The 21,748-nt window shown below is 75.3% G+C and carries 22 protein-coding genes, 2 tRNA genes and 1 other RNA gene; 17 read left to right on the forward strand and 8 right to left on the reverse strand.

Annotation, left to right across the window (positions count from 1 at the left end; genetic code table 11):
• Positions 1 to 27 precede the first annotated feature (27 nt).
• Together BM165_RS07205 and BM165_RS07210 are read right to left on the reverse strand one after the other, a co-directional pair.
• Positions 28 to 864: an ABC transporter ATP-binding protein gene (locus tag BM165_RS07205; RefSeq protein WP_244274105.1), complete on the reverse strand. Its 837-nt coding sequence runs from the start codon at positions 862 to 864 to the stop codon at positions 28 to 30.
• Positions 857 to 1,735: an ABC transporter ATP-binding protein gene (locus BM165_RS07210; protein ID WP_075012838.1), complete on the reverse strand. Its 879-nt coding sequence runs from the start codon at positions 1,733 to 1,735 to the stop codon at positions 857 to 859. Before BM165_RS07210 ends, BM165_RS07205 begins: the two co-directional genes overlap by 8 nt.
• Before the next feature lie 172 nt (positions 1,736 to 1,907).
• On the opposite strand from BM165_RS07210, the gene BM165_RS07215 reads away from it, so the two are divergent.
• A complete protein-coding gene (locus BM165_RS07215; RefSeq protein ID WP_244274106.1) occupies positions 1,908 to 3,149 on the forward strand; it encodes a PucR family transcriptional regulator in 1,242 nt (413 codons plus the stop codon).
• 82 nt (positions 3,150 to 3,231) lie between these two features.
• Here BM165_RS07215 and BM165_RS07220 read toward each other — a convergent pair whose 3' ends face one another.
• From BM165_RS07220 to BM165_RS07230, 3 genes are read right to left on the reverse strand one after another with little or no spacing between them, the layout of a single operon-like run.
• Positions 3,232 to 3,465 carry a DUF2630 family protein gene (locus BM165_RS07220; RefSeq protein WP_075012840.1) on the reverse strand — a complete coding sequence of 78 codons (234 nt, stop codon included), beginning with the start codon at positions 3,463 to 3,465 and terminating at the stop codon, positions 3,232 to 3,234.
• A 37-nt stretch (positions 3,466 to 3,502) separates the two neighbouring features.
• Positions 3,503 to 4,414, reverse strand: a complete 912-nt coding sequence (locus BM165_RS07225) for a prephenate dehydrogenase/arogenate dehydrogenase family protein (RefSeq protein WP_075012841.1) — start codon at positions 4,412 to 4,414, stop codon at positions 3,503 to 3,505.
• Complete coding sequence (locus BM165_RS07230; protein WP_083427148.1) at positions 4,411 to 4,899, reverse strand: PaaI family thioesterase; 489 nt, start codon at positions 4,897 to 4,899, stop codon at positions 4,411 to 4,413. The genes BM165_RS07225 and BM165_RS07230 overlap by 4 nt, the downstream gene beginning before the upstream one ends.
• A 40-nt stretch (positions 4,900 to 4,939) precedes the next feature.
• Here BM165_RS07230 and BM165_RS07235 point away from each other — a divergent pair, with 40 nt between their 5' ends.
• The 5 genes from BM165_RS07235 to BM165_RS07255 all read left to right on the forward strand — a co-directional run bounded on the left by BM165_RS07235 (position 4,940) and on the right by BM165_RS07255 (position 7,406).
• Positions 4,940 to 5,602 (forward strand): O-methyltransferase, encoded by a 663-nt coding sequence (locus tag BM165_RS07235; RefSeq protein ID WP_075012842.1) that lies wholly within the window; start codon positions 4,940 to 4,942, stop codon positions 5,600 to 5,602.
• Positions 5,599 to 6,099 carry a tRNA adenosine deaminase-associated protein gene (locus BM165_RS07240; RefSeq protein WP_075012843.1) on the forward strand — a complete coding sequence of 167 codons (501 nt, stop codon included), beginning with the start codon at positions 5,599 to 5,601 and terminating at the stop codon, positions 6,097 to 6,099. Before BM165_RS07235 ends, BM165_RS07240 begins: the two co-directional genes overlap by 4 nt.
• Positions 6,096 to 6,746: an HAD-IA family hydrolase gene (locus tag BM165_RS07245; protein WP_075012844.1), complete on the forward strand. Its 651-nt coding sequence runs from the start codon at positions 6,096 to 6,098 to the stop codon at positions 6,744 to 6,746. Before BM165_RS07240 ends, BM165_RS07245 begins: the two co-directional genes overlap by 4 nt.
• 85 nt (positions 6,747 to 6,831) lie before the next feature.
• Positions 6,832 to 7,308, forward strand: coding sequence for a nucleoside deaminase (locus BM165_RS07250; protein ID WP_244274107.1), 477 nt, complete (start codon positions 6,832 to 6,834; stop codon positions 7,306 to 7,308).
• Between the two features lie 10 nt (positions 7,309 to 7,318).
• Positions 7,319 to 7,406 (forward strand) — tRNA-Ser (locus BM165_RS07255).
• A gap of 73 nt (positions 7,407 to 7,479) precedes the next feature.
• Here BM165_RS07255 and BM165_RS07260 read toward each other — a convergent pair.
• Both BM165_RS07260 and BM165_RS07265 read right to left on the reverse strand, forming a co-directional pair.
• Complete coding sequence (locus BM165_RS07260; protein WP_075013089.1) at positions 7,480 to 9,273, reverse strand: serine/threonine-protein kinase; 1,794 nt, start codon at positions 9,271 to 9,273, stop codon at positions 7,480 to 7,482.
• Between the two features lie 43 nt (positions 9,274 to 9,316).
• Positions 9,317 to 9,664, reverse strand: a complete 348-nt coding sequence (locus BM165_RS07265) for a hypothetical protein (RefSeq protein WP_075012845.1) — start codon at positions 9,662 to 9,664, stop codon at positions 9,317 to 9,319.
• 139 nt (positions 9,665 to 9,803) lie between these two features.
• Here BM165_RS07265 and BM165_RS07270 point away from each other — a divergent pair.
• A tRNA-Ser gene (locus tag BM165_RS07270) sits at positions 9,804 to 9,888 on the forward strand.
• A gap of 48 nt (positions 9,889 to 9,936) precedes the next feature.
• Here the strand turns inward: BM165_RS07270 and BM165_RS07275 are convergent.
• Complete coding sequence (locus BM165_RS07275) at positions 9,937 to 10,881, reverse strand: DMT family transporter (protein ID WP_083427149.1); 945 nt, start codon at positions 10,879 to 10,881, stop codon at positions 9,937 to 9,939.
• Positions 10,882 to 11,070: 189 nt separating this feature from the next.
• Here BM165_RS07275 and ffs point away from each other — a divergent pair.
• From ffs to BM165_RS07325, 10 genes are all read left to right on the forward strand, one after another.
• Positions 11,071 to 11,166: signal recognition particle sRNA small type (gene ffs / locus BM165_RS07280), an RNA gene on the forward strand.
• A gap of 81 nt (positions 11,167 to 11,247) precedes the next feature.
• Complete coding sequence (locus tag BM165_RS07285) at positions 11,248 to 11,919, forward strand: YceI family protein (protein WP_075012846.1); 672 nt, start codon at positions 11,248 to 11,250, stop codon at positions 11,917 to 11,919.
• A gap of 64 nt (positions 11,920 to 11,983) precedes the next feature.
• Entirely contained in the window at positions 11,984 to 14,323 is a 2,340-nt protein-coding gene (locus tag BM165_RS07290; protein ID WP_075012847.1) for a DNA polymerase III subunit gamma and tau, read from the forward strand.
• Positions 14,324 to 14,399: 76 nt separating this feature from the next.
• The gene (locus BM165_RS07295; RefSeq protein WP_075013091.1) at positions 14,400 to 14,741 is read left to right on the forward strand and encodes a YbaB/EbfC family nucleoid-associated protein; all 342 of its coding nucleotides are present in this window, start codon (positions 14,400 to 14,402) and stop codon (positions 14,739 to 14,741) included.
• 38 nt (positions 14,742 to 14,779) lie between these two features.
• Positions 14,780 to 15,379 carry a recombination mediator RecR gene (gene recR, locus BM165_RS07300; RefSeq protein WP_075012848.1) on the forward strand — a complete coding sequence of 200 codons (600 nt, stop codon included), beginning with the start codon at positions 14,780 to 14,782 and terminating at the stop codon, positions 15,377 to 15,379.
• A gap of 365 nt (positions 15,380 to 15,744) precedes the next feature.
• Complete coding sequence (locus BM165_RS07305) at positions 15,745 to 17,451, forward strand: ABC transporter substrate-binding protein (RefSeq protein ID WP_075012849.1); 1,707 nt, start codon at positions 15,745 to 15,747, stop codon at positions 17,449 to 17,451.
• A 92-nt stretch (positions 17,452 to 17,543) separates the two neighbouring features.
• Positions 17,544 to 18,548 carry an ABC transporter permease gene (locus BM165_RS07310; RefSeq protein ID WP_075012850.1) on the forward strand — a complete coding sequence of 335 codons (1,005 nt, stop codon included), beginning with the start codon at positions 17,544 to 17,546 and terminating at the stop codon, positions 18,546 to 18,548.
• Between the two features lie 28 nt (positions 18,549 to 18,576).
• The gene (locus BM165_RS07315) at positions 18,577 to 19,518 is read left to right on the forward strand and encodes an ABC transporter permease (RefSeq protein WP_075012851.1); all 942 of its coding nucleotides are present in this window, start codon (positions 18,577 to 18,579) and stop codon (positions 19,516 to 19,518) included.
• A gap of 5 nt (positions 19,519 to 19,523) precedes the next feature.
• Entirely contained in the window at positions 19,524 to 20,594 is a 1,071-nt protein-coding gene (locus tag BM165_RS07320; protein WP_244274108.1) for an ABC transporter ATP-binding protein, read from the forward strand.
• A complete protein-coding gene (locus BM165_RS07325) occupies positions 20,591 to 21,742 on the forward strand; it encodes an ABC transporter ATP-binding protein (protein WP_075012852.1) in 1,152 nt (383 codons plus the stop codon). The genes BM165_RS07320 and BM165_RS07325 overlap by 4 nt, the downstream gene beginning before the upstream one ends.
• Positions 21,743 to 21,748 lie beyond the last annotated feature (6 nt).

The raw sequence follows: 21,748 nt of genomic DNA on the forward strand, positions 1-21,748 counted from the left end.
CTGGTGGTGCCGGGCTGCGGGGGAGGGCTAGAAGCCGAGGTAGGCGTGCCGGAGGTCCTCGTCACCGGCGAGCCGGGCGGCGTCGTCGGTGACGACGACGCGGCCGAGGTTGAGGACCACGCCGGTGTCGGCCACCGACAGCGCGCTGCGGGCGTTCTGCTCGACGAGCAGCACCGACAGGCCCTCGGAGTCGACCAGCTTGCGCAGCAGCGCGAAGATCTGCGCCACGATCCGCGGCGCCAGGCCCAGCGAGGGCTCGTCGAGCAGCAGCAGGCGGGGGCGGGCGAGCAGCGCGCGGCCGATGACCAGCATCTGGCGCTCACCGCCCGAGAGCGTGTGCGCCGTCTGGCCGCGCCGTTCCGCGATGCGCGGGAAGAGGTCGTAGACCCGGTCGAACTCGTCCTGGGCGACCTTGCCGCGGAACAGCGAGCCCACCCGGAGGTTCTCGTCGACGGTCAGCTCGGCGATGACGCCGCGGCCCTCGGGCACGTGCGCCATGCCCTTGGTGACCATGGCCTCCACGGGCGCGCGGGTGACGTCCTCGCCGTCGAGGACGACGCGGCCGGCGGTCGGGCGCACCAGGCCGCTGATGGTGCGCAGCAGCGTCGTCTTGCCCGCGCCGTTGGCGCCGAGGACCGCGGTGATCCGCCCCTGCTCGGCGCGCAGGGTCACGCCGTCGAGCGCCTTGACCGGGCCGTAGGCGGCGGACAACCCCTCGACGGACAGCACCGCGTCGGCGGTCGCGGTCCCGCCGCCGGCGATCACGCTGCTCCCCGTCGCGGCGCCCCGACCGGTGTCCCCCTTCGACAGGCCGACGCCGGCGGCGCCCGCCGCGGTGCTGCCGTGTGCGCCGGTCTCAGCCACGGTGGGTCCCCCCGTCGGTGCCCGCCAGCTCGCTGACGTCGGTCGTGTCGTCGACGGCGTCGCCGAGGTAGGCCTCGGTGACCGCCGGGTCGTTCTGGACCTGCTGCGGGGTGCCCGCCGCGATCTGCTTCCCGGAGTCCAGGACGGTGATGTGGTCGCACACTCGCATGACCAGGTCCATGTGGTGCTCGACGAGCAGGACGCTCATCCGGCCCGAGAGGTGACCGATGAGGTCGCCCAGCTCGCGCATCTCGTCCTCGCTCAGACCGCTGGCGGGCTCGTCGAGCAGCAGCAGCTCGGGCTCGGAGACGAGGGCGCGGGCCAGCGCGACCCGCTTCTGCACGGGGTAGGGGAGGCTGCCGGGGTAGCGGGCGGCGTAGCCCTCGGCGTCGAGCTCGCCGAGGGCGGCCACGGCCCGCTCGCGCAGCCGGGCCTCGTCGGCGTCGGAGGTCGGGACGGCGAACAGCGCGGAGAAGAAGCCCGCGCGGGCGTGCCGGTGCGCTCCGACCATCACGTTCTCGAGCACCGTGAGCCCGGGGAACAGGCCCACGCCCTGCAGCGTGCGGGCGATGCCGAGCCCGGCCAGCTGGGCCGGGCGCAGGCGCCGCAGCTCCTGCCCGCGCCAGACGATCCGCCCCTCGGTCGCCCGGACCAGGCCGCAGGCGACGTTGAACATCGTGGTCTTGCCGGCGCCGTTGGGGCCGATGAGCCCGTGCACCTGACCGGGCTCGACGGTCAGCGACACGTCGGTCAGGGCCTTGACGCCGCCGAAGGCGACGCTGATCCCGGTCATCTCCAGCCGGGCGGTGGGCGATCGGTCCTGGTGCGGGGTGCTGCCCGAGCTGTCCGGCGGCTGCGCCAAGGGGCCCACGTCTCCTCTTCGTCGGGGAGGTGGCCGCGACCGCCCGCGCCACAGGGCGACGGTTCGGTCACGGCTCCGTCCCGATGAGCCTAGGGCTGGTGAGGGCCGTCACAATGGGCGCAGCGCACAGTCGTGACCGACCCGTGTTGTGCTGTGTGCGATGAGCCCCGGAGGTGAGCGCGTGCAGACGACACCCCCGGCAGCCGTCGCCGAGCGGGTCGCCGAACTGGTCCCGGCGCTGCTGGACCGGCTCGAGGAGATGACCGACCGGATGGTCGCCATCCTGGTGGAGACCGAGCCGGCCTACCGCGAGGCGATGGCCGCCGGCGATCCCCAGCTGCGCTCGAGCCTGCGGCGCAACCTCGAGGTCGGCATCCGGGGGCTGATGCCCGACGTCCCCGCCACCCACCACGCCAGCCACGCCGAGGGCGCCCGCGCCGTCGGCCGGCAGCGTGCCGCGCAGGGGATCCCGCTGGAGGCGGTGCTGCGCGCCTACCGCCTGGGCGGGCAGGTCACCTGGGAGGCGCTGGTCGCGCTGTCCCGGCAGAACGACCGGCACGACGACGGGCTGCTGCTGGAAGTCGCCGGCTCCCTGTGGCGCACCAACGACCGCGGCTGCAGCGCCGCCGCGGAGGGCTACCGCGCCGAGGAGCGCCGCCGGGCCGGGCTGGACGCCGCGGAGCGGCAGCGGCTGGTCGACGCGCTCCTCGACGGCCGCGGCAACGACCCCGCCTTCGTCCGGACGGCGTCGGAGCTGCTCGCCGTCCCGCTCGGGGGACGGCTGGCCGTCGTCGTCGCCCCGTTGCCCGACGACGGGCCCGACCCCCTGACCGACCCCGCGCCGGCGCTGCTCCGGCGCGGCATCCGCTCGGCCTGGGCGACGCGCTCGCAGGCCCAGGTCGGGGTGGTGGCCCTGGGCACCCGGCGGCTGTCGGAGCTGCTGAGCTGGCTGGGGCTGCTGGCCGCCGGGCCGGTCGGGGTGTCGTCGGTCGTGGAGGGCGCCGCGGCCGTGGCCGGTGCCCACCGGCTGGCGCAGACGGCCGCCCGGACGCTGCCCGCGGGCCTGTCCCGGGTCGTCACCATCGACGACCGGCTGCCCGAGGCGCTGCTGTCGAACTCGCCGGAGATCGCCGAGCGGCTGGTCGGGCAGACGCTGGGCCGGCTGCTCGAGCTGCCCGGGGACGAGCGGGAGGTGTTGCTGGAGACGCTGTCGGCCTTCCTCGACGCCGACGCCTCACCGACCCGCGCCGCCGACCTCCTCTACTGCCACCGCAACACGGTCATGCACCGGCTGCGGCGGATCGAGTCGGTGACCGGCCGCAAGCCCACCGACCCCCGGGTGCGGTTGCTGTGGCAGCTGGCGCTGCTGGCCACCGGCCACCACGACGCCGGCACCCGCCGCCCGGTCCGCGACTCGGCCTAGGGAAGGACCCCGTCCTCCCCACCCTTCGCAGGCTCAGGGCGGGACCCGGGACGGGGCCGCAGCGGTCACCTCGGGACCTACCTCACTGCAGGTAGCCCTCGACCTCGGACCTGGGGCGCACCTCGGCGGTGTCGGGGTCCTCGTCGTACTGCCGCTTGGCGTCCCGCTGGCGGACCAGGTCCCAGAGCTGGTCGCGCTCCTCCTCGATCTCGCGGAGCCGGGTGCGCTGCTCGGCGGTGTGCTCGGAGCCCCCGCGGAGCCGGTGCTCCTCCTCGACCAGCGCGTCGATGCGGCTGCGGATCTCGCTGTCGTCCATGTCCCCACCCTGCCCCCGCCGTCCATCGCGAAACCGGTCAGGCCTCGGGCACCCGGCCCTCGACGAAGGCGGCCAGCCGCCGGGTGACCGTGCCGCCGGCCCGGCCCAGCGCCAGCAGTGCCGCCCGCTCCAGCGGCACACGGACGGCCCGCCCGCCGCCCGGCGCGGTGCGCACCGCGTGCCCGGCGGCCACCAGCTCCGGCCACGGGCGTCCGAGCTGGACCAGCACGCGGTCGAGGGCGGCCGCCGTCGGCCCGGCGTTGCCCTCGACCATCGCGGTGACGAACGCCGGGTCGCTGCCGATCACCCGGGTGCCGTCGCGGAAGCTCCCGGCGGCCAGCGACAGCGCCAGCGGGCCGGCCTCCCCGGCGGCGGCGGCCAGCGCGGCGGCGAGCAGGTGCGGGACGTGGCTGACGGCGGCGACGGCGGCGTCGTGCTCGGCCGCGGTCACCGGCACCACCTCCGCGCCGGCGTCGAGGGCCACCTCGGCGGCGCGCAGCCAGCGCCGCAGGTCGGTGCCCGGCTCCAGGCACAGCGCCCAGCGGGCGCCGCGGAACAGGCCGGGGTCGGTGGCCGCGTGCCCGGAGCGCTCCGTCCCGGCCATCGGGTGCCCGCCGACGAACCGCCCGCCCAGCGCGGCGCCCACCGAGGCCAGCACCGGCTCCTTGACCGACCCGACGTCGGTGACGGTGGCGGCCGGGTCGACGTCGAGGCCGTCGAGCGCGGCGGCCGTCGCCGGCAGCGGCACCGCCAGGACGACGACGCCGGCGAGCTCGCGGGTGACCCGCACCCCGCGCGCCGCGGCCGCCTCGCGGGCGGCGGGGTCGACGTCCCAGCCGCGCACCTCGCGGCCGGCCCCCACCAGTGCGGCGGCCAGCGACCCGCCGAGCTGCCCCAGGCCGACGACGCCGACCGGCGGCGCCTCCGTCGTGGGGACCGGCAGGCTCACTCGGCGGTCTCCCAGCTGCGGTCGGTGCGGAAGACCCGGGCCAGCGCGGTGGCCACCGGCCGGCCGTCGTCGCCGCGGGCGTCGATCCGGTAGACGGCGGTCCGCCGGCTGCGGTGCAGCTCGGTGCCCTCGGCCACCAGTCGCTCACCGGGCCGGCCGGGGTTGAGGAACTCGGTGTGCACGTCCTGGGCCACGGCGACGACGCCGTGGCTGTTGCTCACCGCCGCGTGCACCACGTCGAGCAGTGCCATGGTCGCCCCGCCGTGCGCGGTGCCGACGGCGTTCACGTGCCGCGGGCCCACGGTCATCGCCGCGCGGGCGTACCCGGGGCGGACCTCCTCGAGGACGATGCCGAGCAGTTCGGCGAGCGGGTCGGCCGCGAGCCGGGCGGCCAGCGCGGGGTCGACCCGCGGCAGCTCGGCCCGGGGCTCCTCGACCTGGGGCGCGCGGACCTGGGCTCCGTGGTCCGGGGCGGGATCGGCCATGATCAGAGGCTATGGCCTCCGTGCTCCCGGTCCGCGCCGCATGACGCCGCGGTCCTTCCTCCTCACCCCGGAGCTCGCCGAGCACGTGCGGGCGAGCTCCGAGCCGCTCGACGCGGTGGCCGCCGACCTGGTCGCCGAGACCGCCGCCCTCGCCGAGCGCGGCGAGGCGCCGGCCACCTTCCAGATCGCCGTGGAGCAGGGCGTGCTCATGCAGCTGCTCACCCGCGCGCTCGGTGTGCGGCGGGCGCTGGAGATCGGCACGTTCACCGGGTACTCCGCGCTGTGCATCGCCCGCGGCCTGCCCGACGACGGCTCGCTGCTGTGCCTGGACCGCAGCGCGGAGTGGACGGCGGTCGCCCGGCGGTACTGGGAGCGGGCCGGCGTCGCCGACCGGGTCGAGCTGCGCCTGGGGGAGGCACTGGAGAGCCTGCGGGCGGTGCCGGCCGACCCCGTGTTCGACCTGGCCTTCGTCGACGCCGACAAGACCGGCTACCCGGCCTACGTCGACGAGCTGTACCCGCGGATGCGGCCGAACGGGCTCGTGCTGCTGGACAACACGCTGCGCGGCGGCCGCGTCCTCGACCCGCAGACCGACGACGACCGCGCGGTGGTGGCGCTCAACGCGGCGCTGGCCACCGACCCGCGGTGGGAGACGGCGCTGCTGCCCCTGGCCGACGGCCTGACCCTGCTGCGCAAGCGATGAGCGGCGGCGACGCGCAGGGGAGCAGCTGGGCGGTGCGGGTCAGCCGCCCGGACGGTGCCTGGCGGGTGGAGCTGCTGGCCGCCGACGCCGGCGACGAGCTGCCGGTGCTCGAGCGCGCGCTCGGTGAGCCGGGGGCGGGGGAGTGGCCGCCGCCGTTCGTCGTCGTCGTCGACTCCCGGCTGTACTTCGTCGTGCTGCGGCACGGCCCGGGCGGGATGGTCCGGGCGCTGATCTCCGACGCCACGATGCAGGAGTGGGTGCTCGGCGCCGAGGTGGTGGAGCGCTACGGGATCGCCGTCGACGAGGACGGCGCCTTCGACGACGACGAGACCGGCTGGCCGGGGGGTGACCTGGACGTGTTCGCCGACGACGGCCTGCCCGCGGCCGAGCTGCGGCCGATCGTGACCGCCGACGACCTGTGGGCCGACGAGATGGTCACGCGCATCGCCGCCCGGCTGGGCTTCGCCGACGAGCTGGCCGCGGCGGTGCGGCGGTGAGCGTCTCGGCGGTGGTGTTCGACCTCGGCGGCGTGATCACCGAGAGCCCGATGGTCGCCTTCGCCGCCTACGAGGCCGAGGCGGGCCTGCCCGAGGGCCTGATCCGCCGGCTGAACAGCACCGACCCCGACACCAACGCCTGGGCCCGCTTCGAGCGCAACGAGCTCGACGTCGAGGGGTTCGTCGACACCTTCGAGGCCGAGGCGCTGGCGGCCGGGCACCGCGTGGACGCCCGCCGCGTGCTGGCCGCCCTCTCGGGGGAGATCCGCCCCGAGATGGTCGGGGCGGTCCACCGGTTGCGGGCGGCCGGCCTGCCACTGGGGATGCTGTCGAACAACGTGGCGCCCATGGAGCGCACCGGCCGGCTGGCCGAGCTGCTGGACCTCTTCGACGCCGTGGTGGAGTCCTCGCTGGAGGGCGTGCGCAAACCCGAGCCGGAGATCTACCGGCGGGCGCTGGACCGGCTCAACGAGGCGGTGGGCCGCGACCTGGACTTCACCGACTGCGCCTACCTCGACGACCTCGGCATCAACCTCAAGCCCGCCCGTGCCCTGGGGATGCACACGATCAAGGTGGTCGACCCGGCGGCCGCGCTGGCCGAGCTGTCGGCGCTGGTCGGCTTCCCGCTGACGGGCACCGGGGGATGACCTCCTCTCCGCACGCTCGTGCTCTGGGTCCGTGGCGGACTCAGAGCACGAGCGTCCGTGGGAGCACCCGGTCGGACGGCATGTCGTGACCGGACCGGACCCGGCCTCCGTCGACCGCGCCATGGGCCGCGCCCTGGAGCTCGCCGCCGCCGCGCAGGAGTGGGGCGACACACCGATCGGCGCCGTCGTCCTCGGGCCCGGCGGGGAGGTGCTCGCCGAGGCGGCCAACGAGCGCGAGCGGCTCGGGGACCCCACCGCGCACGCCGAGGTGCTGGCCCTGCGGGCCGCCGCCCGCGTGCACGGGGACGGCTGGCGGCTGACCGGCGCCACGCTGGTGGTCACCCTGGAGCCCTGCACGATGTGCGCGGGCGCGAGCGTCCTCGCCCGGGTCGCGCACGTCGTCTACGGCGCCGACGACCCCAAGGCCGGCGCCGCCGGGTCGCTGTGGGACGTCGTCCGCGACCGCCGGCTCAACCACCGCCCGGAGGTCACCGGGGGAGTGCGCGCGGAGGAGAGCGCGACACTCCTACGCACGTTCTTCCGCCGGAGACGGGACCTGTAGTCTGTCCGACGGTGGCGTGTCCGAGCGGCCGAAGGAGCACGCCTCGAAAGCGTGTGAGGTGCAAGCCTCCGTGGGTTCAAATCCCACCGCCACCGCCAGCGGTCCCCGACGGCGGCGTCCCACCCCGGGGCGCCGCCGTCGCCGTGTCCGCGCTCCTGGGGCCGGGACCCCTCAGGCGAGGACGTCGAGGTCGATGAGCAGCCGGCCGTCGTCGCCGCGGACGAAGGTCACCGCGTGCGTCTCCACGAGGCGCTCCCCGCCGTCCAGGAACTCCACCTCCGTGGTCGCGGTGATGCGGTCGCCCTGGTCGGTGACGTCCCGCAGGTCGAGCAGGTTGATCTCCGACCAGCGGCTGAAGAAGTCCTCGTAGTAGCCGTAGCTGGCGCGCGACCGCAGGGTCGGGCCGGTGAGCTCGTAGGCGGCGGCGGGGTCGCCGGGCAGCAGCGTGTAGTACTGCTCGAGGGTCTGCCGGGCCTCGGTGGCCGGGTCGGGCGGCGCGGGGCTCGTCTCCTGCGTCGTCTCCGACGCCGTCGGCTCCTGCGCGGCCGTGTCCGGTGCCTCCGACGACGGCGCGCCCTCCGACGAGGGGTTCGCCGGCTCGTCCGCCGCCGTGCTCTCGCCGGCCGCGGTGTCGCCCGCCGGGCTGTCGTCGGCGGGGGCCTCCGACGACGAGGTGCCGGGGTCCGCCGACGCCTCGCCGCCGGAGCCGTCGTCGCGGACGGCCAGCCAGGTGCCCAGCGACGCCGCGAGCACGACCAGCGCCACGGCGAGGGCGACCAGCAGCGGACGGCGGCCCCGGCGCCGGGGGACGACCAGCGGTGCCGGCCGCGGAGCCGGGCGGTCCGGGGCGGGGGCGGCAGGCGGCGGGTCGGTGCCGGGCGACGCGGCGGCGGGGGGCGCGGGTGCGGGCTGCGCGGCAGCGGCGGGCGCGGGCTCATCCACGAGCGTCGGTGGCGAGACGGGGGTCGGCGGGTCGACCGCCTCGGGGGGCGGGCCGGCCGGCGGCGACGGAGCGACCGCGGCCGCGCCGGGGGACCGGCCGGAGGGCAGGTCGGCGGTGCGCGTCCGGCCCGGCGCCGCGCCGAGGGCGGTCCGGGCCAGCAGCACGGTCGTCGGGTCGCCGTCCCGGCCGGCCGCCAGCCGCACCAGCTCGTCGCGGACCTCGGTCATCGCCGGGCGCCGCGCGGGATCGGCGTCGAGCATCCGCTCCAGCGGCCGCTGCAGCGACCCCGCGCGCCGCGGAGGCCGGACGTCCCCGGCGGCCACCCGGTGCAGCAGGCGCAGCGCGTTGTCGTCCATGCCGAACGGCGGCTGGCCCTCCAGGCAGGTGTAGAGCGTCGCGCCGAGGGAGAAGACGTCGCTGGCCGGCGTCATCTCGCTGCCCTGGGCGACCTCGGGCGCGAGGAAGGCCGGCGTCCCGGTGATCTGGCCGGTCTGGGTGAGGGTGACGTCACCGCTCGCGTGCGCGATCCCGAAGTCGGTGATCTTGACCAGGCCCTCGACCCGGGGACCCCGCCCGACGAGCACGTTGCCCGGCTTGACGTCGCGGTGCACGATCCCGGCCGCGTGCACGGCGACCAGCGCGTCGGCCAGCTGGGCGCCGACCTGCGCGACCTGGTCGGGCAGCAGCACGCCGTCCTGGTGCAGCACCTCGGCCAGACTGCGGGAGGGCAGGTACTCCATGACCAGCCACGGGACGCCGTCCTCCAGCGCGACGTCGTAGACCGAGATCGCGTGCGGGTGGGTGAGCCGCGCGGCGATCCGACCCTCGCGCATCGCCCGCCGGCGTTGCTGCTCGGCGACCGCGGGGTCGGTCCCGGCCGGCAGCAGCACCTGCTTGACGGCCACCTCGCGGCCCAGCAGCTCGTCGCGCCCGAGCCAGACCGCGCCCATGCTGCCGCTGCCCAGCCGCGGGCCGAGCCGGTAGCGGCCGGCCACCAGGCGCTCGTTCGCGGTGGAGGTCACCGGCACCCCCTACCCCGCCGGGGCCCGCCCGGCACCGCTGTCGTCAGACGGCGCTGGGCACGCCGTAGCGGCGGGCGTACTCCTCCTGTGCGCCCGACGGCAGGACGTCGTAGAGCCCGCCGAGCTCCTCGGCGGCGCCGGGAGGGAGGTCGTCGAAGAGCCGCTGCCACGTCGGCGGCTCGTCGTAGCTGCGGGTGAGCAGCAGCTCCCAGGCCTGGGCCTGGCGGTCGCGCTTGCTGCGCTCGGCCACGAACTCCGACAGGTAGCGGTCCTTGGCCGCCGCCTTCTCCTGCGCCGTCGCCGAGGCCGGCAGCCCCGCCGGGTCCGCCCCGCGCAGGACCGCCACGATCTCGTCCACGACCTCCTGTCGGACCTGCCCCGGCTCGCTCATCGTCGTGCTCCCTCGCCCTCGCGTGCGCCCCCGTCCTCGTCAGCCTGCCCCGTGCCGCCGCGGGGGACCACCCGGGGCGGCGCGCCGCGGCCCGCCGGCTGTCCCCCGCCACGGCGCCCGGTACCATCGACGCGTTCCGGGAGGATTCGCCTAGTGGCCTATGGCGCTCGCTTGGAAAGCGGGTTGGGGGCAACCCCTCGGGAGTTCGAATCTCCCATCCTCCGCACCGTGACGACGGGCCCCCGGCAGGCAGCCGGGGGCCCGTCGCCGTCTCACCCGCCGCCCACGGGTGCCGACCGGCGGCCCAGCTCGCGCAGGTAGAGGCCCGCGACCGCGGCCAGCAGCAGCGCCCCGCCGGCGACGGCGGCCGGCGCGAGCCGCTCGCCGAGGAACACGGTGGCCAGCAGGGTCGCCGTCAGCGGCTCGAGCAGGGTGACGATCGAGACCACCGCGCCCCGCACCGTCCGCACGCCGGTGAAGAACAGGCCGTAGGCCAGCGCGCTGGGCACGAGGCCCAGGTAGAGCAGCACCGCCAGCGCCACGCCGTCGGACGGGACGGTCAGCCCCCGGGCGAGCACCACGGGGGTGAGCAGCAGCGCACCGCCCGCGAAGCCGGCCAGGGTCACCGGCACCCCGGCGGGCACGCCACCGCCGGCCAGCGTGACGACGGCGTAGCCGAGTGCCGACCCGGTGGCGGTGAGGGCGCCGAGCAGCACCGCCGTCCCGGTCCCGGCACCGGCCGAGACGCCGACGAGCAGGGTCAGCCCGCCGAGCGCGACGCCGAGCGCGGCCGTCGTCGCCCGGTCCGGCCGGCCGGAGCCCAGCAGCGTGCCCCCGACGGCGATCAGCAGCGGCGCCAGGCCGAGGGCGACCAGCGTGGCGATGCTCACGCCCGCCTGCTCCACGGCGCTGAAGTAGGCGAACTGGTAGGCGGCCAGCCCGGCGCCGACGAGGACCAGGCGGACGGCGACCGGCCGCGTCACCGGCACGGCCGGTCCGCGGCGCCGGGCGGTCACGGCCCAGGCCGCGGCGAGGGCCACCGTGCCGATGGCGAGGCGGTACCAGGCGATGTCGAGGGCGGACAGGCCGGCGCGGTCGGCGACCACGCGGCCGGACAGGCCCGAGGTCCCCCAGCACAGCGCGGCGGCCACGACGAGGAGGAAGCCGCGGCCCGGGCCGCGGCGGGAGGACAGGGGGGTGGAGGAGAGGGTGGACACGACGCTCCTGGCGCTGGTTCCGGACGGAGGCAACGGGTCCGGAGCACGGCACAGCGGCGGCCGGGCGGGTGCCGGCCGCGGGAGTCAGCCCGCGGTGCTCCGGGTCAGGAGACGGGCGGGGGCAGCACGAGCGCGTGCCGGGGTGTCATGGGGCCGCAGCCTAGCGACCGGCGTCCTCTACAGTGGTGCGCAGACCCCTCGTGTGGCGTCACCCTGTGAACCTCCCCAGGGCCGGAAGGCAGCAAGGATAAGCGGGCTCTGGCGGGTGCGCGGGGGGTCCTTTCTCTTCTGCCGTCCGGCACGGCTCACAGGTTCCTCCCAGCTCGACGCGCTGTCATCCTTGAAGCGTCAAGGAGAGGAGCCCCCATGGCCCGTCGTCGCCGCACCTGGTGGATCGTCGGGGGGATCGTCGCCCTCCTCGCCCTGGGGCTGGGCATCGGCCCGCTGCTCTACGCCGCGACGCAGGAGGACGCCGCCGCCGCGCCCACCGTGCAGGCGCAGCCCTCCGACGTCGAGCTGGTCTCCGACACCGACGGCACCTGGACGGTCACCCCGGGCTCCTCGGCCGGCTACCGCGTCGACGAGGTCCTCAACGGGGCCGACGTGACCGTCGCCGGCACCACCGACCAGGTCACCGGGCAGGTGGTCATCGACGGCGGTGACCTCGGCAGCGCCGAGGTCACCGTCGACGTCGCCAGCGTCAGCACCGACAGCGGCCGGCGGGACGACTACTTCCGCGGCAACGTCATGGACGTCGGCACGCACCCCACGGCGACCTTCACGATCCGCGGCCCGGTCGACCTCCCCGAGCTCAGCGGCGCGCCGGTGACCGTCCCGGTGACCGGCGACCTCACGCTGCGCGGCACGACGCGACAGGTGCAGGCCGAGATCTCCGTCGTCCGCACGGCCGAGGGCGTCGACGTCTCCGGCGCCGTGCCGGTGGTCTTCGCCGACTTCGGCATCACCCCGCCGAACCTGGGCTTCGTCCGGGTGGAGGACCGCGGGCAGGTCGAGTTCCTGCTCCGGCTCACGATGTGACGGCCGCGCCGTGACCCCGCCGCGCGTCTCCCGGGTCGTCGTCCCCGCCACGTAACCTCGCCGCGTGGCTCTGGCGCTCTACCGGAAGTACCGCCCGGCGACCTTCGCCGAGGTGGTCGGCCAGGAGCACGTCACCACCCCGCTGGTCAACGCCGTCGACGGCGGCCGGATCAACCACGCCTACCTCTTCAGCGGCCCGCGCGGCTGCGGCAAGACGTCGTCGGCGCGCATCCTGGCCCGCTCGCTCAACTGCGAGCAGGGGCCGACGTCGACCCCCTGCGGCGTGTGCGGCTCGTGCGTGGCCCTGGCGCCCGACGGACCGGGCTCGCTCGACGTCATCGAGATCGACGCGGCCAGCCACGGCGGTGTCGACGACGCCCGGGACCTGCGCGAGCGGGCCTTCTTCGCGCCGGTGAACAGCCGCTACAAGGTCTACATCGTCGACGAGGCGCACATGGTGACCACGCAGGGCTTCAACGCCCTGCTCAAGGTGGTCGAGGAGCCGCCGGAGTTCCTCGTCTTCGTCTTCGCCACCACCGAGCCGGACAAGGTGCTGCCCACCATCCGCTCGCGCACGCACCACTACCCGTTCCGCCTGGTCCCGCCGACCACGCTGCGCGGCCTGCTGGAGAAGACCTGCGCCGCCGAGGGCGTGCAGGTGGAGCCGACGGTGTTCCCGCTGGTGGTGCGCGCCGGCGGCGGCTCGGTGCGCGACTCGCTGTCGATCCTCGACCAGCTGCTGGCCGGCGCCGGCCCCGAGGGCGTCACCTACGCCACCGCGGTGGGCCTGCTCGGCGTCACCGACGACGCCCTGCTCGACGAGGCCATCGACGCGCTCGCCGCCTCCGACGCGCCGGGTGTCTTCCGCGCCGTCGACCGCGTCGTCGAGGCCGGGCACGACCCCCGCCGCTTCGCCACCGACCTGCTCGACCGGCTGCGCGACCTGATCGTCCTCGACGCCGTGCCCGAGGCCGGCGGCAACGGGCTGCTCGACTGCCCGCCCGACCGGCTCGACCTGATGGTCTCGCAGGCGCGGGCACTGGGGTCGGCGACGCTGTCCCGGTTGGCCGACACGGTGCACGCCGGGCTCACCGAGATGCGCGGCACGACCGCACCGCGGCTGCTGCTGGAGCTGGTGTGCGCGCGGATGCTGCTGCCGGCCACCGACGACTCGGCGGTCGCCACGCTGCAGCGGCTCGAGCGGCTGGAACGGCGGCTGTCGATCGCGGGGGACGGGAGCGGGCAGCCCGTGGCCGACGCCCCCGTGCGGGAGACGCCGCGACCGTCACCGGCCCGCGCCGAGCCGGTGCACTCCGAGCCGGCCCCGGCTCCGGCTCCGGCTGCGGCTCCGGCTGCGGCGGACCGCCCCGGGCAGCCGCGCAAGGAGTACGTGCGCCCCTCGCAGCGCCCACCGACGCCGGCGCCCGCGTCGGCCGGAGGACAGCCGGCCGCGGCGGCAGGGCAGCCCGCCGCGGCGGCGCCGTCCCCGGCGGCCGGCGACGACTGGCCCGAGACCACGCCGCCGGGGTCGGGTGCCGCCCGCCCGGCACCGGCTCCCGCGGTGGCCGACGACGGCTGGCCGGAGACGACGCCGCCCGGTTCGGGTGCGCCCGCCGCCGCGGCCGTCCCCGCGCCGGCGGCCACTGCTGCTGCGGCGCCCGCCCCCGACGGGCCCCGCACGGGTGCGCGCGTCGTCCACGGCGAGCCGGACATCCCGCTGCCGCCGGAGCCCACCGACGACGACGAGTGGCCGCACGCGGCACAGCCCGCCGCCGCCCGGGCTGCCGCGGCCCGCGTGGCCGAGCCGCGCCCGCCGGCGTCGCCGCCCCGGGCTGCGGCCGAGTCCGCGCCTGCGCCGCGCGGGGGTGAGCCGACGCCGGTGGTGTCGGCGAACCCGCCCGGCGCCGGCAGCGGGGGCGACGGGGCGCTGACCACCGGTGACGTGCGGCGGGTGTGGCCCGAGCTGCTCGCCGTCGTCAAGCGGCACAAGCGCACGACCGAGGCGCTGCTCAAGAACGCGCAGGTGCACGACCTCGCCAACGGGGTGCTGACGCTCTCGACGTCGTCGCCGGCGCTCGCGCGGCGCATCGGCGACGACCTCAACAAGGACGTGCTGCGCGAGGCGCTCAACGAGCTGCTCGGCGTGCGCTGGAAGGTCGAGGCGGTCGTCGAGGGCGCGACGGGCCGGGCGCCGGCGGCGTCCGGCGGCAACGGCCAGGGCGCGCGGGAGGCCGCCCAGGAGGCCGCCCGCGTCGCCGAGGCCGCCGAGGCGCGCGAGCTCATGGCGCAGCGCGCCGCCGAGGACGACGCCGCCGGCGAGCGGGAGCACGTGGCCGCGGTCGACCCGGAGCAGGCGGCACTGGCGCTGCTGCGTGCGGAGCTCGGGGCGCGGCCGGTCGACTGACCTCCGGGGGCGGGCGCGCCGGCGGATCCGGGACGAGGTCGAGCGGTTCGTCGTCCCCGCGGCCTACGCTCGGGTCATGTTCCCCGGTGGTGGCCAGCCCGACCTGCAGGCGATCCTCCAGCAGGCCCAGCAGATGCAGCAGGCCCTGGCCGCCGCGCAGGACCAGCTGGCCAACGAGGAGGTCACCGGCTCGGCCGGTGGCGGCCTGGTCACCGCCACGATGACCGGCAGCGGTGAGCTGACCGCCGTCACCATCGCCCCCGCCGCCGTCGACCCCGACGACCTCGAGACCCTGCAGGACCTCGTCGTCGCCGCCGTCCGCGACGCCTCGCGTCTGGCCGGTGAGCTCACCGCCGACCGCATGGGCCCGCTGGCCGGCGGGCTCGGCGGCGCCCTCCCCGGGCTGCCCGGCGCCTGACCGCGCCGCATCCCACCACCGACTCCCCGAGGACAACCGTGTACGAGGGTGCCGTCCAGGACCTCATCGACGAGCTGGGCCGCCTGCCCGGCGTCGGGCCCAAGAGCGCCCAGCGGATCGCCTTCCACCTGCTGGCCGCCGAGTCCGCCGACGTCGGCCGGCTCGTGGCCGCCCTGCAGCGCGTGCAGGCCGAGGTCCGCTTCTGCGTGACCTGCTACAACGTCGCCGAGGGCGAGCAGTGCCGGATCTGCAAGGACCCCCGCCGGTCCGACGACGTCATCTGCGTCGTCGAGGAGCCCAAGGACGTCGTGGCGATCGAGCGGACCCGTGAGTTCCGCGGGCGCTACCACGTCCTCGGCGGGGCGATCAGCCCGATCGAGGGCGTCGGCCCCGACGACCTGCGGGTCAAGGAGCTCATGACCCGGCTCATGGACGGCGCCGTCACCGAGCTGATCATCGCCACCGACCCCAACCTCGAGGGGGAGGCCACCGCGGCCTACCTCGCGCGGCTGGTCGGCCCGCTGGGGCTGGCGGTGTCCCGGCTGGCCAGCGGGCTGCCCGTGGGCGGCGACCTGGAGTACGCCGACGAGATCACCCTCGGCCGGGCGTTCGAGGGCCGCCGCCGCATCGACGCCTGACGAAGGACCCCCTCGCCCCCCACCTCTCGCTCCGCTCGGGGCGGGCCCCTGCGAGGGGGCCGTTCCATCCCCTCACCTGCTCGCGGAGGGCCCCTGCAGCGGGGCCGTTCCATCCCCTCACCCCGCTCGAGGCGGGGCCCTGCAGGGGGCCGCTCCAGTACCCCACCGGGGTCCGGGGCGGGCGGGCGACCTGCGCGGCGACGCGCCAGGTCTCGAATCGGTGTCGAAACGGCCACCCCTGTCATCGCGGTCACAGCCCGCACCTAGGGTCCCTGTGCACGCCGTCCGGACGTCCTGCGTCCGACGGCCACCCACCACGGATCTCATCCGGCCCAGCCCCGGGCCGAGAAGGCAGGTCTCCTGCGATGCAGCGTCGACCACAGCGCGTGCTGGCCGCCTCCGCGGCCGCACTGACCGCCGTCACCCTGGCCGCCTGTGCCTCCAGCGACCGGGAATCCGGTTCCGGCGAGGGCGGCGGCGAGGAGCAGACCGGCGGCACCCTCGTCTTCGGTGCGGCCGGCGACCCGGCCATGCTCGACCCGGCGTTCGGCAGCGACGGCGAGACCTTCCGGGTCGCCCGTCAGATCCACGAGGGTCTCCTGGGCAACGAGCTCGGCGGCACCGAGCCGGTGCCGGAGCTGGCCGAGGACTACGAGGTCAGCGAGGACGGCCTCGAGTACACGTTCAACCTCCGCCAGGGCGTGACGTTCCACGACGGCACGGACTTCAACGCCGAGGCCGTCTGCTTCAACTTCGACCGCTGGTACAACTTCGAGGGCCTGGCGCAGAGCCCGAGCGCCTCGTACTACTACCAGGCGGTCTTCGGCGGCTTCGCCAGCACGCCGGACACGCCCAGCGTCTACGAGAGCTGCGAGGCCACCGACGAGAACACCGCGGTGATCCGGCTGACCCAGGTCACCTCGAAGTTCCCCTCCGCGCTGGCCCTCCCGGCCTTCTCCATCCAGAGCCCGGAGGCGCTGCAGCAGTACGACGCCGACAACCTCTCCGGCAGCGAGGACTCGCTGAGCTACTCGGAGTACGCCCTCGAGCACCCGACCGGCACCGGACCGTTCAAGTTCGAGAGCTGGGACCGGGGCAACGGCGAGGTCACCATAGTCCGCAACGAGGACTACTGGGGCGACGCACCGCTGCTCGACGAGATCATCTTCCGGACGATCTCCGACCAGAACACCCGGCGGCAGGAGCTGCAGGCCGGGTCCATCGATGGGTACGACTTCGTCGCCCCGGCGGACTACCAGTCGCTGGAGGACGAGGGCTTCCAGGTCCTGGTCCGCGACCCGTTCAACATCCTCTACCTGGGCTTCAACGGCGGGAACGTGCCCGGCACCTCCGCCAACCCGGCGCTGCAGGACCCGCGGGTCCGTCAGGCGATCGCCCACGCGATCGACCGCGAGACGATCGTGAACTCGCTCCTGCCCGAGGGCGCCGAGGCCGCGACCCAGTTCATGCCGCCGACCGTCGACGGGTGGGCCGAGGACGTCACCACCTACGAGTACGACCCCGACCGCGCCCGCCAGCTGCTGCAGGAGGCCGGCGCCGAGGGGACGACGCTGCGGTTCTACTACCCGACCGAGGTCAGCCGGCCCTACCTGCCGGACCCGGCCGCGCTGTTCCAGGTCATCAACCAGAACCTCACCGACGCCGGGTTCACCATCGAGCCGGTGGCGCTGCCGTGGAACCCGGACTACCTGAACGCGGTCCAGGCCGGTCAGGCCGACATCCACCTGCTCGGGTGGACCGGTGACTACAACGACGCCTACAACTTCATCGGGACGTTCTTCGCCGAGGCGTCGAACGGCCAGGCGTCGGCGGAGTTCGGGGCGTTCAGCAACCCGGAGATCTTCGCGGCTCTCGCCGAGGCCGACGCGGAGCCGGACGCGAGCGCCCGCACCGAGCAGTACCAGGAGGCCAACCGGCTGATCATGGACTACCTCCCCGGTGTCCCGATCTCGCACTCCCCGCCGGCGCTCGTGGTGGCGGAGAACGTGCAGGGCCTGGAGCCCAGCCCGCTGACCGCCGAGGTCTTCTCCACGGTGTCGATCAGCGACTGACCCGCACCGCCGGCCGCGCCGGGGCAGGCAGGTCCTGCCCCGGCGCGGCCGGTCCCGTGTCCGGCCCCGTCGTGGAGAGGTGACCCGAGCGCGTGCTCCGCTTCATCGTCCGGCGGCTCCTCCAGCTGATCCCGATCCTGCTGGGGTTGTCGGTGCTGCTCTTCGCCTGGCTGCGCGCCCTGCCCGGCGGGCCGGCCCAGGCCGCCCTCGGCGAGCGCGCCACCCCCGAGGCGATCGCCCGCTACAACGAGCTGTTCGGCCTCGACCAGCCACTGATCGTGCAGTACCTGCGCTTCCTCGGCCGCGCGGTGCAGCTCGACTTCGGCAACTCCTCCCGCACCGGGCGCCCGGTCACCGAGGAGTTCCTCGAGCGGATGCCCGGCACGATCGAGCTGACCCTCTTCGCGATGGTCTTCGCGATCGGCGTCGGCATCCCGCTGGGCTACCTCGCCGCCCGCAAGCACGGCAGCTGGCTGGACTCGGCGTCGGTCATCGGCTCCCTGCTGGGCGTCGCCACCCCGGTGTTCTTCCTGGCCTACCTGCTGCGCCTGCTCTTCGCCGTCGAGCTGGGCTGGCTGCCGGGCTCCGGCCGGCAGGAGGTGCGCATCGACGCCACCCGCATCACGAACTTCTACGTCCTCGACGGCGTGCTGACCCGTGAGTGGGACGCCGCCTGGGACGCCTTCACGCACCTCGTGCTGCCCGGTATCGCGCTGGGCACCATCCCCCTGGCGATCATCGTGCGGATCACCCGGGCCTCGGTCCTCGACGTGGTGAACGAGGACTACGTGCGGACGGCCAACGCCAAGGGGCTGGCGACGGCGACCGTCCGCCGGAGGCACGTGGTGCGCAACGCGCTGCTGCCGGTGTCGACGACGATCGGCCTGCAGACCGGGCTGCTGCTGTCGGGTGCGGTGCTCACCGAGACCGTGTTCGCCTTCGGCGGCGTCGGGTCGGCCATCTTCGAGTCGATCTTCGCCCGGGACTTCGCCGTCCTGCAGGGCTTCATCCTCATGCTGGCGGTGGTGTACGTCCTGGTGAACCTGCTGGTCGACATCTCCTACGGCCTCCTCGACCCCCGGGTGAGGGTCCGATGAGCCCGCGGGCCGGACGGGAGCGGAACCGATGACCGCGATGGGGGACCTCAAGCGGCAGCGCATCGACGAGCTGGCCGCCCGGGCCGGGCAGGTGCCCGAGGGCGAGGGCGGCGTCTCGCTCACGCGCAGCGCCTACCGGCGGCTGCGGCGCAACCCGGTGGCCATCACCGGCGCCGTCATCGTCGTCGTGTTCCTGCTGGTCGCAGCCTTCGCGCCGCTGCTGGCCCCGCGGGACCCGTACGCGCAGTACCTGCTGGGCGAGATCCGGCCGGGCTTCATCCCCGGCGGCCGCGAGGGCTTCCTGCTCGGGGCCGACGAGCTCGGCCGCGATCTGCTGTCCCGGCTGATCGTCGGCTCGCGGCAGTCGCTGCTCATCGGCGTGGTGTCCACGGTGCTCGGCGTCGTCGTCGGGATGGCGCTGGGCGTCCTGGCGGGGGCGTTCGGTGGCTGGGTCGACACCGTCGTCATGCGGTTCATCGACATCCTGCTGTCGATCCCCGGCCTGCTGATGGCGATCAGCATCTCGGTGCTGCTGGGGCAGAACCAGTACTCGCTGATGATCGCGATCGCGGTCACCCAGGTGCCGATCTTCGCCCGGCTGCTGCGCGGCTCGATGCTGGCCCAGCGCGACAGCGACTACGCCCTGGCGGCGCGCGCGCTGGGCATCCGGCGCAGCCGGATCGTCTTCGGCCACGTGCTGCCCAACTCGCTGTCGCCGGTGATCGTGCAGGCCACGCTGTCCCTGGCGACGGCGATCATCGAGGCGGCCGCGCTGTCGTTCCTGGGCCTGGGCGACCCCGACCTCGCCCGCCCGGAGTGGGGGGCCATGCTGTCCAACGCGCAGGACTTCCTGTCCGTTCGCCCGGAGCTGGCCGTCTACCCGGCGCTGTGCATCATCGTCGTCGCGCTGGGCTTCACGCTGCTGGGCGAGTCGCTGCGCGAGGCCCTCGACCCGAAGTTCCGGAGGTGAGCCGGGTGAGCATCGAGGACCTGCCGCCGCACGGCGCCGACCGCACCGGCCAGCCGGTGCTGGAGGTCGACGAGCTGACCGTCACCTTCACCCGCCGCGGCGAGCAGTCCACCCGTGCCGTCGACGGGGTGAGCTTCGCCGTCGCCCCGGGGGAGACGGTCGGGCTGGTGGGGGAGTCCGGCTGCGGGAAGTCGGTCACGTCCCTGGCGGTCATGGGGCTGCTGCCCCGCCGGGGGGTGCAGGTGGGCGGTTCGGTGCGCTTCGACGGGCACGAGCTGCTCGGCGCCTCCGACCGGACGCTGCGCCGGCTGCGCGGCGCGGACATGGCGATGGTGTTCCAGGACCCGCTGTCCTCGCTCAACCCGACGGTGCCCATCGGCACCCAGGTGACCGAGGTCCTGCTCGAGCACCGCGACATGTCGAGGAAGGAGGCCGTCGACGAGGCCACCCGGTTGCTCGACCGCGTCGGCATCCCCGACCCCGCGCGCCGGCTCAAGGAGTACCCCCACCAGCTGTCGGGTGGCATGCGCCAGCGGGCGCTCATCGCCATGGCACTGGCCTGCTCACCGCGGCTGCTGATCGCCGACGAGCCGACGACGGCGCTCGACGTCACCATCCAGGCGCAGATCCTCGAGCTGCTGAAGGAGCTGGTCGTCGACACCGGCACCGCGCTGGTGATGATCACCCACGACCTCGGCGTCGTCGCGGGGCTCTGCGACCGGGTGCACGTCATGTACGCGGGGAGGATCATCGAGTCGGCCGACCGGCACGAGCTGTTCGCCCGGCCCCGTCAGCCCTACACCGGCGGCCTGCTCGCCTCCGTCCCGCGGCTCGACGGCCCCCGGGGCGCGCCGCTGCACCCCATCCGCGGGTCCGCGCGCGACGTCATCCCCTGGGCGCAGGGCTGTGCCTTCGCCCCCCGCTGCGACAACGCCCAGGACGACTGCCTGACCGAGGTGTCGGGGAGCACCGTGCCGCTGGAGTACGACGGACCCGGACGCGAGCTGCGCTGCCGCCACCCCCTGTCGTATCCGTCCACCCCTGCGGGGGCCACCGCCTCGGGAGCCGCCCGGTGACCGCCGTCCCCGCCGAGACACCCCCCGCCGACCCGCTGCTGCGGGTCGAGGGCCTGCAGGTGCACTTCCCGATCAAGCGCGGGCTGTTCGTCGACCGCACGGTCGGCCACGTGCGTGCCGTCGACGGGGTGGACCTCAGCATCGAGCGGGGGAGCACCTACGGCCTGGTGGGGGAGTCCGGCTGCGGCAAGTCCACCCTCGGCCGCGCCGTCCTGCGCCTGGTCGAGCCGACCGCCGGCCGGGTGGTCTTCGACGGCACCGACGTCGCCTCGCTCTCGGGCGAGCCGCTGCGCACGATCCGCCGCCGGATGCAGATGGTCTTCCAGGACCCGCTGGGCAGCCTCGACCCGCGGCAGAACGTCGAGTCGCTGCTGTCCGAGCCGCTGCACGCGCACGGCCTCGGCGGCGGGAAGCAGGGCATCGCGGAGCGGATCCGCACGCTGCTCGACGCCGTCGGGCTGCCCTCGGCGGCGCTGCGCCGCTACCCGCACGAGTTCTCCGGCGGGCAGCGCCAGCGCATCGGCATCGCCCGCGCCATCGCCCTCGAGCCCGACCTGCTCATCGCCGACGAGCCGGTGTCCGCCCTCGACGTCAGCGTCCAGGCGCAGGTGGTCAACCTGCTCGAGGAGCTGCAGGAACGGCTCGGGCTGACCTACCTGGTCATCGCGCACGACCTGGCGGTGGTCAAGCACATCAGCGACGTCGTCGGGGTCATGTACCTCGGGTCGCTGGTCGAGCAGGCACCCTCCGAGGTCCTCTACGCCGAGCCGCTGCACCCCTACAGCCGGGCGCTGATGAGCGCCGTCCCGGTGCCCGACCCCGTGGTCGAGGAGACCCGGGAGCGGATCCTGCTGGCCGGGGACCTGCCCTCGCCGGCCAACCCGCCGAGCGGCTGCCGGTTCCACACCCGCTGCCCCTGGCGGCAGGAGACCCGGTGCGACGACGAGGTGCCGGTGCTGCGCGAACTCGGGCCCGCGCACCTGGTCAGCTGCCACTGGGCCGAGGAGATCCGCGACGGCGTGCTGCGCCCGCGGTCGGCCGAGGAGGTCGCCGCCACGATGGGCGTCTCGGTGCGCCCGACGGGTGTCGGCGACATCGAGTCCGACGCGCTGGTGCAGGGCATCGACGCGCCCATCGAGCGGACCTGAACGCGG

Source organism: Geodermatophilus obscurus, assembly GCF_900115395.1.
Classification (GTDB): domain Bacteria; phylum Actinomycetota; class Actinomycetes; order Mycobacteriales; family Geodermatophilaceae; genus Geodermatophilus; species Geodermatophilus obscurus_B.

Excerpts from the sequence above, each read along its gene's own strand:
- BM165_RS07285 (WP_075012846.1), top strand. The coding sequence starts at position 11,248 with ATGGCCCGTCGTCGCCGCACCTGGTGGATCGTCGGGGGGATCGTCGCC.
- BM165_RS07265 (WP_075012845.1), bottom strand. The coding sequence starts at position 9,664 with ATGAGCGAGCCGGGGCAGGTCCGACAGGAGGTCGTGGACGAGATCGTG.
- BM165_RS07295 (WP_075013091.1), top strand. The coding sequence starts at position 14,400 with ATGTTCCCCGGTGGTGGCCAGCCCGACCTGCAGGCGATCCTCCAGCAG.
- BM165_RS07235 (WP_075012842.1), top strand. The coding sequence starts at position 4,940 with ATGACGCCGCGGTCCTTCCTCCTCACCCCGGAGCTCGCCGAGCACGTG.
- BM165_RS07240 (WP_075012843.1), top strand. The coding sequence starts at position 5,599 with ATGAGCGGCGGCGACGCGCAGGGGAGCAGCTGGGCGGTGCGGGTCAGC.
- BM165_RS07220 (WP_075012840.1), bottom strand. The coding sequence starts at position 3,465 with ATGGACGACAGCGAGATCCGCAGCCGCATCGACGCGCTGGTCGAGGAG.
- BM165_RS07315 (WP_075012851.1), top strand. The coding sequence starts at position 18,577 with ATGACCGCGATGGGGGACCTCAAGCGGCAGCGCATCGACGAGCTGGCC.
- BM165_RS07230 (WP_083427148.1), bottom strand. The coding sequence starts at position 4,899 with ATGGCCGATCCCGCCCCGGACCACGGAGCCCAGGTCCGCGCGCCCCAG.
- BM165_RS07305 (WP_075012849.1), top strand. The coding sequence starts at position 15,745 with ATGCAGCGTCGACCACAGCGCGTGCTGGCCGCCTCCGCGGCCGCACTG.